This is a genomic window from Micromonospora halotolerans, assembly GCF_032108445.1.
Classification (GTDB): domain Bacteria; phylum Actinomycetota; class Actinomycetes; order Mycobacteriales; family Micromonosporaceae; genus Micromonospora; species Micromonospora halotolerans.
Genome location: NZ_CP134876.1, coordinates 2,966,584 through 2,980,875 on the forward strand (window position 1 = coordinate 2,966,584; position 14,292 = coordinate 2,980,875).

The following is a 14,292-nucleotide window of genomic DNA, read 5'->3' on the forward strand; positions in this document are numbered from 1 at the left end:
GCCAGTGACCCCCGAACTCATCGCCGTGCTGGCGGTGATCGTGGTCGCCATGGCGTTCGACTACACGAACGGCTTCCATGACGCGGCGAACGCGATCGCCACCAGCGTGTCCACCCGGGCGCTGACGCCCCGGGTCGCCCTCGCGCTGGCCGCCGTCGGCAACTTCGTCGGCGCGCACTTCGGCGCCGGGGTGGCCAAGACGGTCGGCGACGGCCTGGTCACCCTGCCGCCCGGGGTGGCCAGCCTCGGGGTGGTCTTCGCCGGCGTGCTCGGCGCGATCGCCTGGAACCTGATCACCTGGTACTTCGGCCTGCCGTCGTCCTCCTCGCACGCCCTCTTCGGCGGCCTGGTCGGCGCCACGCTGTTCGCCGCCGACGGCGTCGTGCAGTGGGGCAACATCGTCGAGAAGGTCCTCATCCCGATGGTGCTCTCGCCGGTGGTCGGCCTGGTGCTCGGCTTCCTGGTGATGCTGGGCATCCTGTGGCTGTTCCGGAAGGGGCAGCCCGGCAAGCTCAATCGCGGCTTCCGCTGGGCGCAGACCGCCTCGGCCGCCGCCATGTCGGTCGGCCACGGCATGCAGGACGCCGCGAAGACCATGGGCATCATCGTGCTGGCCCTCTACACCGGCGGCTACCAGGACAACAAGACGCACATCCCGCAGTGGGTGTTCTGGACCTCGGCGGCCATGCTGGCGGCCGGCACCTACGCGGGCGGCTGGCGGATCATCCGGACCCTGGGCCGGAAGATCATCGACCTGGGCCCGCCGGAGGGCTTCGCGGCCGAGACCGTGGCCAGCGCCGTGCTCTACTTCAACGCCCTGGTGCTGAAGGCCCCCATCTCCACCACCCACACGATCACCTCGGCGATCATGGGCGTGGGCGCGACCAAGCGGCTCTCCGCGGTCCGCTGGAACGTGGCCGGCAACATCGTGATCGCCTGGATCATCACGTTCCCGGCCTCCGCGGCCATCGCCTGCCTCGCGTACCTGCTGGTCCGCCCGCTGTTCTGAGCGCCTGACGCGTGAGGGGTCCCCCGTCGTCGCGGGGGACCCCTCACGCGTAGGAGACGCCGATCCGGTCCTTGATGTGGTCCAGCAGGCCCATCACCTCCAGGGTCGCGGCGTGCGGCACCAGCGGGCTCTCGATCAGCCCGGCCGCCAGGCAGCGCTGCACCTCGATCGCCTCGTGCTGGTAGCCGCCGCCCGTCAGGTCGGCGGGGATGGTCTCCGGCTCGGCGCCGAGCCGGTGCAGCACCGCGGCGCCGGGCCGGTAGAACGGCTCCGGCAGGTCGATCCGCCCAGTCGTGCCGGTGATCGCGGCGGTGATCGCCGTGGCGCCGACCATCCCGCAGCTCAGCGTGGCCACCGCCCCGGAGTCCCAGCCCAGGACGATGCCGGTGTTCTCGTCCACCTTCTCCGGGCCCAGCTTCGCCCAGGCCTGCACCTGCTGCGGCACGCCGAGCACCAGGTGGGCCAGGCTCAGCGGGTAGACGCCGAGGTCGAGCAGGGCGCCGCCGCCCAGAGTGCGAGCCCGCATCCGGTGCTCCGGCGGGAACGGGCCGGCGGCCCCGAAGTCCGCCCGGATGTGGGTCACCTCGCCGATCGCCCCGTCCGCGATCAGCTCCAGCACCCGGAGGATCAGCGGGTTGGTCCGCATCCACATGGCCTCCATGAGGAAGAGGCCGCGGGCGCGGGCCGTCTCGACCAGCTCCGTGGTGGTGGCCAGGTCGAGCGTGCAGGGCTTCTCCACCAGCACGGCCTTGTCGCCGGCCAGGCAGGTGAGGGCCGCCTCGTGGTGCGCGGCGTGCGGGGTGGCGACGTAGATGACGTCCACGTCCGGGTCCGCGGCCAGTTCCGCCCAGGAGGCGTACGCCCGGGCGATGCCGTGCCGCTTCGCGAACAGCTCGGCGCTCTCCCGGGTACGCGAGCCGACCGCCACCAGCTCGGCCCCCGGCGCCAGCCGCAGGTCCTCGGCGAAGCGGGCGGCGATGTTTCCGGTGGCCAGGATTCCCCAACGCGTCATGCCGGCACGCTATCCCGGACCGTCGGGCCACCGGCACGAAGATCCACCCGTCGGGAAAAGCTCAGTGCTGCGCGCTGGCGGCGGCTGCCCGGGCGGCCTGCTCGATCGTCGCGCACCGCGCCGCCCAGGTCGCCCTGTCGGGTTCCAGGTGCGCGTACTCGGCTGCCGCCCCCGTGGAGCCGTCGAGCTGTTCGCGCAGGATGTCGGCGTGGCCGGCGTGCCGGCTCGTCTCGGCCAGCACGTGGACCAGGATGTTGAACAGCTTCACGTCCGGGCGCGGCCACCAGGGCACATGGCCGGGCGCGTCGATGGCGAGGGCGCCGATCGTCGCGTCCGAGTGCGCCCACACCCGCCGGTAGCGGTCGATGATCTCCGCGCGCGTCTCGTGCTCGTTCGCCCACATGTCGGTGCCGTCGTCGGCGGCGTCCCAGCGGGGCAGGGGCTCGGGGAACGGCCGGTCGAAGACCTCGCCGAAATACCTGGCCTCGGTGATCGACAGGTGCTTCACGAGGCCGAGAAGGTTGGTTCCGGTCGCGGTCAGAGGGCGGCGTACGTCGTACTCCGGCAATCCGTCGAGCTTCCACAGCATCGTCTCGCGGATGTCGCGCAGGTCGTGGTGCAGATACTCTTTCGCGAACTCATCGATCATGGGCCAGGACCCTGCCATGCGACATCGGTGGGCGCAGCCCCGTGAACCGGTCAGCCGTGCTCGGCGACCTTGGCGTCTGCCCAGAGAGCCTCGAAGTGCTCGACGTACCGGTCGAAAGGCCCGCCCGCCTCGCGGCGGCGCAGGTGCAAGGTCACCGAATCCTGACCGAGGGATGCGCCGATGTGCGTCGCCACGATCGCCTCGTCATCGAAGATCCACACGGACATGGCGATGTGCCGGTCGGACAACCGCACGGGTAGTTCGGTCGGTGACTTTGCGATCTCCGCCCGGGACATCGCGATGCGCGTGGCGAGGTTGAGCGGTGTCGCTTCGATGCGGTCGCGGTCGGCGGTGACCGCGCTGTCCGGGTCGCCCAGGAGGAAGCGCACGTCCGCACCGTCGCCGGCCTTCGCGCCGAGCGTGGCGGCGGCGTGGGGAACCTCCAGCCAGAGGAAGTAGCTGGTGTATCCACCGAACCACAGCCGGGTGCCGGCGCGCTCGACGAGGTCGCGGAAGAGGGAGTGCGGAAGGTCGGAGCGACGGGGGTAGACGCCCACGAGTTCGCGATCGTTTCCGACCTTGACTGCGCGGCGCACAACTTCGGGCCAGAGCACGTCAACATCCTTACCCAGCACCTCGGCGGCGCGCACTCGGGAACGTGGGTGGGGAAGGCGACCCCGACTGATCCACCGCTCGACCGTCTTTGTGTCCACATGGCACTTTGCGGCCAGGTCGCCAACCGTCATGCCCGCCATCGTCAGCGCGTCGCGGAGCACGTCGTTTCGTGGCATCGAGGGACCTTTCCTAGACGTCCCTCGATGGTCGCACGCCGGCGGTTCAACCGTCCGCACCTCGCTGCGAGCGTTTCGCGTAGCAGCGCGGTCGGTGGAGGCGAAGCCCGGCGGTCGCGTTCGGTGGGGCCGTCGACAAGGGCGAGCACTCAGGCGGCGGCCCCTCCCTGATCGCTGCACGAGGGGAGCGCCATGCCTGACCAGACGCCGCAGCCGAAGCCCGCGCAGCCGCGGCGTGACCCTCCGCCGGCCCTCCCGGTTGTGCCGGGACCGATCGGGCCGGTGATTCCGCCCCACCGAGGCCCGGGCCGGGTGACGAACGTCGTTCCGGTGTCGCGCCGGCAGGCGCCTTCCCGCCCGGCTCCTACTTCGGCGCACGTCGCGAACGGCCCGGCCTGGACGTGCGACCAGTGCGGCCAGCCCTGGCCTTGTCCGGTGCTGCGGTCCGCGCCCACGACGGCAGAACGTCGGGCGACTCTCATCCCCGAGTTCTCCCGGATCACCCGGAGGGCGATCCGGGACCTTCGCGGAAGACCCGGCGGCCCGACGCCGCCCGAGATCGTCAAGCGCTTCCTCTACTTCCTGCCGCTGACCGACGAGGAGGCTCGCGCGATCGCGCTGAGGCTCCGGTGAGCCGAGCGGCCCACCTCGCCTGGCCCGGCGAACGCCCTGCCGCCCCCGGCCCCGGCATCTCTGCCGCAGCAGAGCAAAGGCGGGTGAGGAGGGGTGTGGTTGGCGGCGGACGGGGTGACGACCGCGGTTGCCCACGGACTGCCGACGACGCGCCGTGATGCGGGCGTGTCCGGCGTGCTGGTCGGAGGGGCGCCATCCCGCGGCTTCGGGCACGGCCCAGGTGATGACGCCCCGCCCGGCTCACCAGGTCTTGCCGGCCTGTTCCCGGGTCGCGCGGTTGATCCGGTTGAAGAAGTTGGTCAACGCGATCTCCAGGATGATCGCGTTGAGCTGCTCCCCGGTGAAGTGGCCGGCGGCGGCGTCCCAGATCTCGTCGGTCACGCCCGCCGCGCCGTCCTGGATGCGGGTGACGGCCTCGGTGAGCAGGAGTGCCGCCCGCTCCTCATCGGTGAAGGGCGTCTCCCGCCACGCGACCACGTTGTGCAGCCGCTGCTCCGTCTCACCGGCCTTCTTCGCCGCCGCGACACCGGCGAAGACGCACGGCGCGCAACCGTTGATCTGGCTGGCGCGCAGGTGAACCAGCGACAGCAGGCGCTGGTCGACGCCCCCGCCGGCAATGGCCTTGTGGAGGTGCCGGATCGCGGTGACCAGGTCGGTGTTCGGCGCGCTCGTCGTACCAGCTTTCAATGGTCCTGCTCCTTCATCGGCTACCTGAGCCCGATCGGGCCCGTCATCACCCATGACGGAGCAGTTCCGAGGAAGGTAACAACATGTCCGACACCACCCCGACGGACTCGATGACCGACGCTTTCGAGTCCCAGCGCGAGCGGCTGCACGCGGTCGCCTACCGCATGCTCGGATCACACGCCGACGCCGAGGACGCGGTCCAGGACGCATGGCTGCGGCTCTCCCGCCAGGATGCGGCGGCCATCGACAACCTCGCCGGCTGGCTGACCACAGTGGTCGGGCGGATCAGTCTCGACATCCTGCGCTCGCGGCGGATCCGTCCCGAGGCGCCCTACGACGAAGGTCCGCCCGAGGTCGTGGTGACGCTCGACGACGGTCCTGCTCCCGAGGACGACGCCGTGCTGGCCGACTCGGTCGGGCTCGCGCTCCTCGTCGTACTCGAGTCGCTCCGGCCGAGTGAACGGCTGGCCTTCGTGCTGCACGACCTGTTCGCGGTGCCGTTCGACGAGATCGGCAAGGTCCTCGGCAGGTGCACCGATGCGACCAAGATGCTGGCCAGCCGCGCCCGCCGGAAGGTGCAGGCGGCCGACCGGCCGACCCGCGTCGGACGGGAGGAGCGGGAGGTGGTCCAGTCCTTCCTGGCGGCGGCCCGCCACGGAGAGTTCGAGGAGTTGCTACGGGTGCTCGACCCCGAGGTGAGACTGACCGTCGACGCCCCCGCCGGCGTGGTCGTCACCCTCGGCGCCACGAGGGTCGCCCTCGGCGCGCAGCTGGCCGCCGGTGCAGCCGACCTGGGGCGTGCGGCGGTCGTCAACGGCCTCCCCGGAGTCGTGTCCTGGGGCGAGGACGGCACCCTGCTCTCGGTCCTCGCGTTCACCGTCGTCGACGGCCGCATCACCGACATCACGGCCCTGGTCGACCCGGCCAAGCTCGCGCTGGTGGACCTGCCGGGACCGGCGTGACCGGACGGCCAGGCCGGCCACCAGAGGCCGTGACACCACTGCCGAAGCACGACCTAGGCTCGGGGCATGACGATCGACGGCTTCGCCGCACCCCCCGCCCTGGTGGAGCACGCCCGCCGGTTCCGCGCCGAGGGTGGTGTGCCGGCCGTGCCGCGGGTCGCCGCCACCGTGCTGCTGCTCCGCCCGGCCGGCGCCGACTTCGAGGTGTACCTGATCCGCCGGGTGGCCGCGATGACGTTCGGCGGGATGTACGCCTTCCCCGGCGGCGGCGTGGACCGCTCCGACTCGCAGGCGCACCTGGACTGGGCCGGCCCGACGCCGGCCGGGTGGGGCGAGCGGCTCCACCTCGACCCGGCCGCCGCGCAGGCGGTCGTCTGCGCCGCCGCCCGGGAGGTCTTCGAGGAGGCGGGCGTGCTGCTGGCCGGCCCGGACGGCGGGACCGTGGTCGGGGACGTGAGCGGGGATGACTGGGAGGCGGCCCGGCAGGACCTGGTGGCCCGGCGGACCGGCTTCGCCGACCTGCTGGCCGGGAAGGGGCTCACCCTCCGGTCCGACCTGCTGCTGCCGTGGAGCCGGTGGATCACCCCGGAGTTCGAGCCGCGCCGCTTCGACACGTACTTTTTCGTCGCCCTGCTGCCGGAGGGGCAGCGGACCCGGGACGTCTCCGGCGAGGCCGACCACACGCTGTGGCTGCGCCCGGCGGACGCCCTGGCGCGGGCGGAGGCCGGCGAGCTGACCATGCTGCCGCCCACGATGGTGACCCTCGGCGAGGTCGCCGCCGCCGGCGACCTGGCCGGTGTGGCCCGCGCGGCGGACGGGCGCGACCCCGGCATTCCGGTCACCCCGCACCTCGACCTCTCCGACGCCGAGGCGCCCCGCTTCCGTCTCTCCTGAGGGTCAGCCGGCGGCGCGGAGGTAGCGCTCCGCGAGGGAGCGCAGGAGGTCGGCCAGCTCGGGCGGGTCCTCCATGGTGAAGTCGAGGTCGAGCAGGCCGAGCCAGACCGCGATCGTCTCCAGCCGGTCGGCGCCCGTGTGCAGGACGCAGGCCGCGTCGCCGGCCGGCTCGACGGTGCCGACGGCCGGGTTGATCCGGTCGGCCACCACCTCGGCGGGGGCGTGCACGCGGACGCGCGCCCGGTGCCGCCAGGCGGCCGAGGAGACCCCGTGCCGCACGCGGTCCACCACGTCCCCGGGCAGCTCGCGCGCCGCGAACCGCGGACCCGTCGGGGTACGCGGGCTGAGCCGGTCGACCCGGAAGGTGCGCCAGTCGTCCCGCGCCGGGTCGAAGGCCACCAGGTACCAGCGCCGGCCCCAGTTGACCAGCCGGTACGGCTCGACCTCCCGCCGGTCCGCGGTCCCGTCGTGCCGGACGTAGTCGAACCGCAGCCGCTCCCGGTCCCGGCAGGCCGCCCCGATCACGCTGAGCGTCCCGGCGTCCACGGTCGGGCCGGGCTGGTCGTGCGGCACGCGGACGGTGTGCGTGTGCAGGGCGGTGACCCGTCGGCGCAGCCGGTGGGGGAGCACCTGCTCCAGTTTGGCCAGCGCCCGCAGCGAGGTCTCCTCGATGCCGGCGACGCTTCCGCCAGCGGCGGTCCGCAGCCCGACCGCCACCGCCACCGCCTCCTCGTCGTCCAGGAGCAGCGGAGGCAGGGCCGCTCCGGCGCCCAGCCGGTAGCCGCCGACCGCGCCCCGGGTGCCGTGCACCGGGTAGCCGAGCTCGCGCAGCCGCTCCACGTCGTTGCGCACGGTCCGGGCGCTCACCGCGAGGCGCTCGGCCAGTTCGGCGCCGGTCCAGTCGCGCGGGGTCTGCAGCAGCGAGAGCAGACGCAGCAGCCGCGCCGAGGTCTCCAACATTTCCCGGATTCTGCCACCGGATTAGGAACGGACCGTTCCTAATCCCTTCCTACGCTCAGGGGCATGGCAGACAACACCGCGATCGTCCCGTTCCGTATCGACGTCCCGCAGGCCGACCTGGACGACCTCGCCGACCGGCTGGCCCGGACCCGCTGGGCCGAGGAGCTGCCCGCCGACCCCGACCCGGCCGCCCCCGCCGGCCCGATCCCGCCCGGCTGGGAGTACGGCGTCCCGCTGAGCTGGGTGCGGCGGCTGGCCGAGCGCTGGCGCACCACCTACGACTGGCGGGAGTGGGAGGCGCGGCTCAACGCGTACCCGCAGTTCACCACCGAGATCGACGGCCAGCGGGTGCACTTCCTGCACGTCCGCTCGCCCGAGCCGGACGCCACCCCGCTGATCCTCACCCACGGCTGGCCGGGCACCGTCGCGGAGTGGCTGGACGTGATCGGTCCGCTGACCGACCCGCGGGCGCACGGCGGCGACCCGGGCGAGGCCTTCCACCTGGTGGTCCCGTCGGTGCCGGGGTTCGGCTTCTCCGGGCCGACCCGGGAGCGCGGCTGGAACCGCCACCGGGTGGCCCGCGCCTGGGCCGAGCTGATGCGCCGCCTCGGCTACGAGCGGTACGGCGCGGCCGGCAACGACCTCGGCGCGTTCGTGTCGCCGGAGGTGGGCCGGGCCGACCCGGAGCACGTGCTGGGGGTGCACGTCACGCAGGTCTTCTCCCTGCCGTCCGGTGACCCGGCCGAACTGGCCGCCCTCACCGAGGAGGAGCGGGGCAAGGTGGCGTTCGCCGATTGGTTCGTGCAGCGGCGGGGCGGCTACGACAAGCTGCACTCGACCGAGCCGCAGAACGTGGCCCACGCGCTGGCCGACTCGCCGGTGGGCCTGCTCGGCTGGCTGGGCCAGCTCATGGGCGACCAGATCGACGCCGACCACGTCCTCACCAACACGACCATCTACTGGCTGACCAACACGGCGGCCTCGGCGGCCCGCTACTACTACGAGGACGCCGAGGCCGTACACCCGACGCAGAAGGTCAACGGGCGGGGCGCGGCGGCGCCGGAGCCGACCACGGTGCCGCTCGGCCTGGCCAACTTCGCCTGGGACTTCCAGTCGATCCGCACCCTCGCCGAGCGGGACCACAAGAACATCGTCAGCTGGCACACGTACGACCGGGGCGGGCACTTCGCCGCGCACCAGGTGCCCGACCTGTTCGTGGCGGACCTCCGGGAGTTCTTCGCCGCGCTGCGCTGAGCGCGTACCCGGGGACGGGTGTTAAGAAGGGCCCCTTCCTATGCCGTAGGCGTTAAGAAGGGGCCCTTCCTTGCACCTCAGCCGAAGCGGCCGGTGATGTAGTCCTCGGTCTTCTTCTGGCTCGGGTTGCTGAAGATCTTCTGGGTGTTGTCGTACTCGATCAGCCGGCCCGGGTCACCGGTCTTCTCGATGGAGAAGAAGGCGGTCCGGTCCGACACCCGCGCGGCCTGCTGCATGTTGTGCGTGACGATGATGATGGTGAACTTGTCCTTGAGCTGGAACATCAGGTCCTCGATGGCCAGCGTGGAGATCGGGTCCAGCGCCGAGCAGGGCTCGTCCATCAGCACCACCTGCGGCTCGACGGCGATGGTGCGGGCGATGCAGAGCCGCTGCTGCTGACCGCCGGAGAGGCCGGCGCCCGGCTTGCCGAGCCGGTCCTTCACCTCGTCCCAGAGGTTCGCCGAGCGGAGCGCCTTCTCGGCGGCCTCCTCCAGGATCGACTTGCGCCGCACGCCGTTGAGCCGCAGGCCGGCCACCACGTTCTCGAAGATGCTCATGGTGGGGAACGGGTTCGGCCGCTGGAAGACCATTCCGATCATCCGCCGCACCGCGGTGACGTCGACGTCCCGGTCGTAGACGTCCTGGCCGTCGATGGTCAGGCTGCCCTCGACCCGGGCGCCCGGGAGCACCTCGTGCATCCGGTTGACCGACCGCAGGAAGGTGGACTTGCCGCAGCCGGACGGGCCGATCAGGGCGGTGACCGTCTTCGGCTCGACGGTCAGGTTGATGTTCTCGATCGCCTTGAACCCGCCGTAGTAGGCGGAGACGTCGGTGGCTTCGATGCGCTTGGCCATGGTGGTGGTACCTCCGGGGTTCATCGGCCGAGCCGGTTACGACGGGCCAGCAACTTCGCCGCGACGGTCAGGACGAGGACGAGGGCGACCAGGGTCAGCGCCGCGGTCCACGCCCGTGCCGGCGAGTACTTCGAGGCCTCGCCGGCCTGCTGGTAGACGAAGAGGGCCAGCGACGACTGGTTGTTCTCGAACGGGTTGAAGTTGATCGCGGCGCCGCCGCCGGCCACGAGCAGCACCGGCGCGGTCTCGCCGGCCGCCCGCGCGATGGCGAGCATGATGCCGGTGACGATGCCGGGCAGCGCGGTCGGCAGCACGACCCGCAGGATGGTCTTCCACTTCGGTACGCCGAGGGCGTAGGCGCCCTCGCGCAGCGGGGCCGGTACGAGGCGCAGCATCTCCTCGGTGGACCGGACCACGGTCGGCAGCATGAGCACGCTCAGGGCCAGCGCGGCGGCGAAGCCGGAGAAGCCCGGCCGGCCGTCGTTGAACCACGGCGACACGATCAGCACCCAGAAGGCCAGCACGAACAGGCCGGTGACGATCGACGGGATGCCGGTCATCACGTCCACGAAGAAGCGGATGGTGAAGGCGAACCGGCCCCGGCCGTACTCGACGATGTAGATCGCGCAGAGCACGCCGAGCGGGACGGTGATCAGCGTGGCGATGCCGACCTGCTCCAGGGTGCCGATGATGGCGTGGTAGGCGCCGCCGTTGGCGTCCCGGGCCCCGATGTTGTTCATCGAGGTGCCGAAGAAGTTGCCGTCCAGCCGCTCGGAGCCCTTGCTGACCAGGGTCCAGACCACCGAGGCCAGCGGCAGCACCGCCAGCACGAAGGCGGAGTGGATGAGCGCGCTCCAGGTCCGGTTGCGGGCGGCCCGGCGGCCCTCCACCGCGTTCGCGGCGGCGAAGAGGCCGGCCAGGTAGAGCAGCGCGCCGAGGACCACGACCAGGACCGGGCCGCCGATGCCGGCACCGTAGACGATACCGGCCGAGGCCAGCAGCGCCACCACGGCGATGACGGGCGCGGCGTACGCCGGAAGTCGCCGGGCCCGCAGCGTGAGCGGCTGGGCCGGGGGCTGCGGGCGGTGGGAGGTGACGGTGGTGGTCATGCGGCCGACTCCGTGAACTCGCGGCGGCGGTGGATGATCGCCCGCGCGGTGATGTTGACGATCAGCGTGATCGCGAAGAGCACCAGGCCGGAGGCGATCAGCGCGCCCCGGCCGGTGTCGTTCGCCTCGGCGAACCGGTTCGCGATGTTCGCGGCGATCGAGTTGCCGCCGCTCTGCAGGACGTTGAACGAGATGGCGTAGGTGGAGCCGAGGGTCAGCGCCAGGGCGATGGTCTCGCCGAGCGCGCGGCCCAGGCCCAGCATCACCGCGGCGATCACGCCCGGCCGGCCGTAGGGCAGGACCGCGGTGCGGACCATCTCCCAGCGGGTGGCGCCCAGGGCGAGGGCGGCCTCCTCGTTGGCGGTCGGGGTCTGCCGGAACACCTCGCGGGAGAGCGAGGTGACGATGGGCAGCACCATGATCGCCAGCACCACCGAGCCGAGCAGGATCGAGTTCCCGTACGGGCCGTCGCCGAAGATCGGGATCCAGCCGAAGTACCGGTGCAGCCAGGCCGACAGGTCGGCGACCGGCTGGGCGAAGTAGTCCCGGCCCCAGAGCCCGAAGACCACGCTCGGCACGGCGGCCAGCAGGTCGATGAGGAAGCCGAGGGCGTTGCCCAGCCGGCGCGGGGCGTAGTGCGACAGGTAGAGGGCGATGCCCAGCGCCACCGGCACCGCCATGAGCAGGGCGAGCAGCGCGGTGAGCACGGTGCCGAAGGCGAGTGCGCCGATGCCGAACTTCGGCGGGTCGTCGTTCGGGAACCAGCCCTCGAAGGTCCAGAAGGACTCGCTGTTGTCCCGCAGCGCCGGCACGGCCTTGGCGATCAGGAAGATCGCGATGGCCGCGATGACCACCAGGACGGTGGTGCCGGCGGCCAGGGTCAGGCCACGGAACGCGCGTTCCGCGCCGAAGGCCCGGGCCCGGGGCAGCCCGCCGCCGCCACCCAGGCCGTTGTCGGGAATGCCAGGGATGCCGGAGGGCTCGGCCACACGCGCCGAGGCACCGGCGGGCCACTCGTGGCTCGTGGCCACGCGGGTCCCGCCGGTGCCGGCGTGCGCCGAGCGGTGAGGGGTGTCACCCATCTGCTCGCTCGCTTCGGTAGAGGAGGTGTGTGGGGTCAGCGCGTCAGGAGAGGCTCTTGACCGCGGTCTCGACCTTGGCGCGGACCGACTCGGGCAGCGGGGCGTAGCCCAGCTCGACCAGGTCCTGCTGGCCCTCGGCGCTGGCGGCGTGGCTCAGCAGGCCCTTGACCAGCGGCAGCTTGTCGGCCGCGAGGCCCTTGCTGCAGACGATCTCGTAGGTCGCCAGGACGATCGGGTACGCCCCGGCCTCCGTGGTGTTGTAGTCGATCGACATCTTGAGGTCGTTGCCCTGGCCCTCGATCTTGGCCCCGGCGATGGTCTTGCCGGCCGACTCGGCGGTCAGCTCGGCGAACTCACCGGCACCGTTCTTGACCTTGGCCTTCTTCAGGCCGCCGTTCTCGGCGTAGGACCACTCGACGTAGCTGATGGTGCCGTCGGTGCCCTTGACCTTGCTGGCCACACCGTCGGACTTGGCCGCGCCGACGCCGCCCGGGGCCTTCCAGGCCTTGGCGTTGCCGAAGGTCCAGTCGGACTCGGCGGTCTTCGACAGGTACTTGGTGAAGTTGTCGGTGGTGCCCGACTCGTCGGAGCGGTGCACCGCCTGGATCGCGGTGGACGGCAGCTTCGCGTCCGGGTTGTCGGCCTTGATCGCCGGGTCGTCCCACTTGGTCACCTTGCCGGCGAAGACCTTCGCCAGGGTGGCCGGGGTGAGCTGGAGGTTGTCCACGCCGCTGACGTTGTAGACGATGGCCACCGGGCCGATGACCATCGGCAGGTTGAGGGCCTGACCGCCGCTGCACTTGGCGTCGGCCTGCGGCTGCTCCTCCGGCTTGAGCGCGGAGTCGGAGCCGGCGAAGTCGGCGGTGCCGGCGATGAAGGCCTGGATGCCGGCGCCCGAGCCGGTGGGCTCGTAGTTGATCGTGGTGCCGGCGCACTGCTGCTGGTACGCCTTGATCCACTCGGACATGGCGTTCTTCTGCGCGGAGGAACCCTGCGCGTTCAGCGTGCCCTTGCCGCAGTCGACCGCGGCCGCGGAGCCGGAGGCGGAGGTGCCGGTCGGCTCGTTGTTGTCCGAGCCGCAGGCGCTGAGACCGAGCACCGCGGTAAGAGCGAGGCAGGCAATGGCGCCGTGCCGCTGGAGCTTCACCTGAGGGGTTTCCCTTCACGTCTTTGTCAGGTCGCCCGGTCTCCCGGGTGCCGGCGCTGACCGGCTGAAAGGAAAGGTAGAAGTGCCAGGTAGACGGTTCGCCGGTCGGAAGTGAACGGAAGATGAACAGGCGCGGCCGGCCGGATGGCCGTCGCCTGAGGGCCGGTTGTCCATTTCGTGAACCCGCAGCCCGCTATCGCTAATAATACGATTTTTCCGGGCAGCCGTTATCCGGCCGAGGCCACCGCGTGACGCGGCCGTGACCGCTGGCCCGGCGTGAAGAGGTGGCGCCGGGCGTCAGCCGAGGTGGTAGTTGACGTGCGCCGACCAGCGGGCGAAGCCGAGGCGCTCGTAGAGGGCCACGGCGGCGCCGTTGGAGTCGTCCACGTAGAGCATCACCCGGTCCAGCCCTCGCCGGTCCCGCAGGTAGGACAGGCCGGCCGTGGTGAGCGCCCGGCCGAGGCCGCCGCGGTGCGTGGACGGGTCCACCCCGAGCACGTAGACCTCGCCGATCCGGGCCGAGCCCGGGCGCTCGTGCACCTTCGTCCAGTGGAAGCCGAGCAGCCGGCCGGTGGCCGAATCCTCCGCGAGCAGGAAGCCGGCCGGGTCGAACCACGGCTCGGAGAGGCGCACCCGCAGGTCGTCGGTGGTCCACCGGCCCTGCTCGGGGTGCTGGGCGAAGGCGGCGTTGTTGACCGCCAGCCAGGCGTCGTCGTCCTCGCCCGGGCGGAACGCGCGCAGCCGCACCCCCTCCGGCAGGGCGGGCTCGGGCAGCGCGGCGGTCAGCGGGCGGCGCAGCTGCCAGAGCGCCCGGGCGCGGGTGAAGCCCAGGTCGACCCCGAGCGCGGCGGCCGACGGGTGGTCGCCGTGCGCCCAGGCGCGCAGCGGCCCGGAGGCGGCGGCCAGCACGCCCCGGGCGAGGGCCCGCCCGGTGCCGCGCCGCCGGTACGCCGGATGCACCACCAGCTCCACCCCGATCCCTTCGGCGGGGTCGGTGGTGTCGAGGTGGGCGTACCCGGTCAGGGTGTCGTCGGCGGCGCGGGCCGTGAGGTGCACGGCGGGGGCCTCGGGGTCGCGCAGCCGGAGCAGCACGTGCTCGTCGAGCGGGTCCGCGCCGTCCGCGTCGCCGGCGATGCGGGCCAGCGCCAGCACCTCGGCGACCTCGACCGGCGCCAGCCGGTCGGCGCGGGCGACACGGTCGGCGGTCGGCGTGGTGCTGCTCATCCCGCCACCGTAGCGGCCGGCGGGC

15 protein-coding genes are annotated in these 14,292 nt (G+C 72.2%); 5 read left to right on the forward strand and 10 right to left on the reverse strand.

Features of this window, described 5'->3' with window-relative positions; all coding sequences use genetic code 11:
- Window positions 1–4: 4 nt before the first annotated feature.
- Window positions 5–1,009: an inorganic phosphate transporter gene (locus RMN56_RS14120; protein ID WP_313724221.1), complete on the forward strand. Its 1,005-nt coding sequence runs from the start codon at window positions 5–7 to the stop codon at window positions 1,007–1,009.
- A 43-nt stretch (window positions 1,010–1,052) separates the two neighbouring features.
- Here the strand turns inward: RMN56_RS14120 and RMN56_RS14125 are convergent, their stop codons facing one another.
- The 3 genes from RMN56_RS14125 to RMN56_RS14135 all read right to left on the reverse strand — a co-directional run bounded on the left by RMN56_RS14125 (window position 1,053) and on the right by RMN56_RS14135 (window position 3,461).
- Window positions 1,053–2,021 (reverse strand): Gfo/Idh/MocA family protein, encoded by a 969-nt coding sequence (locus RMN56_RS14125; protein ID WP_313724222.1) that lies wholly within the window; start codon window positions 2,019–2,021, stop codon window positions 1,053–1,055.
- Between the two features lie 61 nt (window positions 2,022–2,082).
- The gene (locus tag RMN56_RS14130) at window positions 2,083–2,670 is read right to left on the reverse strand and encodes a DinB family protein (protein ID WP_313724223.1); all 588 of its coding nucleotides are present in this window, start codon (window positions 2,668–2,670) and stop codon (window positions 2,083–2,085) included.
- 50 nt (window positions 2,671–2,720) lie between these two features.
- The gene (locus RMN56_RS14135) at window positions 2,721–3,461 is read right to left on the reverse strand and encodes a helix-turn-helix domain-containing protein (protein WP_313724224.1); all 741 of its coding nucleotides are present in this window, start codon (window positions 3,459–3,461) and stop codon (window positions 2,721–2,723) included.
- Between the two features lie 435 nt (window positions 3,462–3,896).
- On the opposite strand from RMN56_RS14135, the gene RMN56_RS14140 reads away from it, so the two are divergent.
- Window positions 3,897–4,094 (forward strand): hypothetical protein, encoded by a 198-nt coding sequence (locus tag RMN56_RS14140; RefSeq protein WP_313724225.1) that lies wholly within the window; start codon window positions 3,897–3,899, stop codon window positions 4,092–4,094.
- 240 nt (window positions 4,095–4,334) lie between these two features.
- Here RMN56_RS14140 and RMN56_RS14145 read toward each other — a convergent pair whose 3' ends face one another.
- On the reverse strand, window positions 4,335–4,781 hold the full coding sequence (locus tag RMN56_RS14145; protein ID WP_313724226.1) for a carboxymuconolactone decarboxylase family protein: 447 nt from the start codon (window positions 4,779–4,781) through the stop codon (window positions 4,335–4,337).
- An 83-nt stretch (window positions 4,782–4,864) separates the two neighbouring features.
- Here RMN56_RS14145 and RMN56_RS14150 point away from each other — a divergent pair, with 83 nt between their 5' ends.
- Window positions 4,865–5,743, forward strand: a complete 879-nt coding sequence (locus tag RMN56_RS14150; RefSeq protein ID WP_313724227.1) for a sigma-70 family RNA polymerase sigma factor — start codon at window positions 4,865–4,867, stop codon at window positions 5,741–5,743.
- Between the two features lie 66 nt (window positions 5,744–5,809).
- The gene (locus tag RMN56_RS14155; protein WP_313724228.1) at window positions 5,810–6,637 is read left to right on the forward strand and encodes an NUDIX hydrolase; all 828 of its coding nucleotides are present in this window, start codon (window positions 5,810–5,812) and stop codon (window positions 6,635–6,637) included.
- A 3-nt stretch (window positions 6,638–6,640) separates the two neighbouring features.
- Here the strand turns inward: RMN56_RS14155 and RMN56_RS14160 are convergent, their stop codons facing one another.
- Complete coding sequence (locus RMN56_RS14160; protein WP_313724229.1) at window positions 6,641–7,597, reverse strand: helix-turn-helix transcriptional regulator; 957 nt, start codon at window positions 7,595–7,597, stop codon at window positions 6,641–6,643.
- 63 nt (window positions 7,598–7,660) lie between these two features.
- Here RMN56_RS14160 and RMN56_RS14165 point away from each other — a divergent pair, with 63 nt between their 5' ends.
- Entirely contained in the window at window positions 7,661–8,851 is a 1,191-nt protein-coding gene (locus tag RMN56_RS14165; RefSeq protein WP_313724230.1) for an epoxide hydrolase family protein, read from the forward strand.
- Window positions 8,852–8,928: 77 nt separating this feature from the next.
- Here the strand turns inward: RMN56_RS14165 and pstB are convergent, their stop codons facing one another.
- The 5 genes from pstB to mshD form a co-directional block, all read right to left on the reverse strand.
- The gene (gene pstB / locus RMN56_RS14170; RefSeq protein ID WP_313724231.1) at window positions 8,929–9,705 is read right to left on the reverse strand and encodes a phosphate ABC transporter ATP-binding protein PstB; all 777 of its coding nucleotides are present in this window, start codon (window positions 9,703–9,705) and stop codon (window positions 8,929–8,931) included.
- A 20-nt stretch (window positions 9,706–9,725) separates the two neighbouring features.
- Entirely contained in the window at window positions 9,726–10,814 is a 1,089-nt protein-coding gene (pstA, locus tag RMN56_RS14175) for a phosphate ABC transporter permease PstA (protein WP_313724232.1), read from the reverse strand.
- Complete coding sequence (pstC, locus tag RMN56_RS14180) at window positions 10,811–11,896, reverse strand: phosphate ABC transporter permease subunit PstC (RefSeq protein WP_313724233.1); 1,086 nt, start codon at window positions 11,894–11,896, stop codon at window positions 10,811–10,813. Before pstC ends, pstA begins: the two co-directional genes overlap by 4 nt.
- A gap of 43 nt (window positions 11,897–11,939) precedes the next feature.
- Window positions 11,940–13,043, reverse strand: a complete 1,104-nt coding sequence (pstS, locus tag RMN56_RS14185) for a phosphate ABC transporter substrate-binding protein PstS (RefSeq protein WP_313724234.1) — start codon at window positions 13,041–13,043, stop codon at window positions 11,940–11,942.
- Window positions 13,044–13,340: 297 nt separating this feature from the next.
- Entirely contained in the window at window positions 13,341–14,267 is a 927-nt protein-coding gene (gene mshD / locus RMN56_RS14190; protein ID WP_313724236.1) for a mycothiol synthase, read from the reverse strand.
- Window positions 14,268–14,292: the final 25 nt, after the last annotated feature.

Excerpts from the sequence above, each read along its gene's own strand:
- RMN56_RS14125 (WP_313724222.1), bottom strand. The coding sequence starts at position 2,021 with ATGACGCGTTGGGGAATCCTGGCCACCGGAAACATCGCCGCCCGCTTC.
- RMN56_RS14130 (WP_313724223.1), bottom strand. The coding sequence starts at position 2,670 with ATGATCGATGAGTTCGCGAAAGAGTATCTGCACCACGACCTGCGCGAC.
- RMN56_RS14135 (WP_313724224.1), bottom strand. The coding sequence starts at position 3,461 with ATGCCACGAAACGACGTGCTCCGCGACGCGCTGACGATGGCGGGCATG.
- RMN56_RS14150 (WP_313724227.1), top strand. The coding sequence starts at position 4,865 with ATGTCCGACACCACCCCGACGGACTCGATGACCGACGCTTTCGAGTCC.
- RMN56_RS14155 (WP_313724228.1), top strand. The coding sequence starts at position 5,810 with ATGACGATCGACGGCTTCGCCGCACCCCCCGCCCTGGTGGAGCACGCC.
- RMN56_RS14160 (WP_313724229.1), bottom strand. The coding sequence starts at position 7,597 with ATGTTGGAGACCTCGGCGCGGCTGCTGCGTCTGCTCTCGCTGCTGCAG.
- RMN56_RS14165 (WP_313724230.1), top strand. The coding sequence starts at position 7,661 with ATGGCAGACAACACCGCGATCGTCCCGTTCCGTATCGACGTCCCGCAG.
- pstB (WP_313724231.1), bottom strand. The coding sequence starts at position 9,705 with ATGGCCAAGCGCATCGAAGCCACCGACGTCTCCGCCTACTACGGCGGG.
- pstA (WP_313724232.1), bottom strand. The coding sequence starts at position 10,814 with ATGACCACCACCGTCACCTCCCACCGCCCGCAGCCCCCGGCCCAGCCG.
- pstC (WP_313724233.1), bottom strand. The coding sequence starts at position 11,896 with ATGGGTGACACCCCTCACCGCTCGGCGCACGCCGGCACCGGCGGGACC.
- mshD (WP_313724236.1), bottom strand. The coding sequence starts at position 14,267 with ATGAGCAGCACCACGCCGACCGCCGACCGTGTCGCCCGCGCCGACCGG.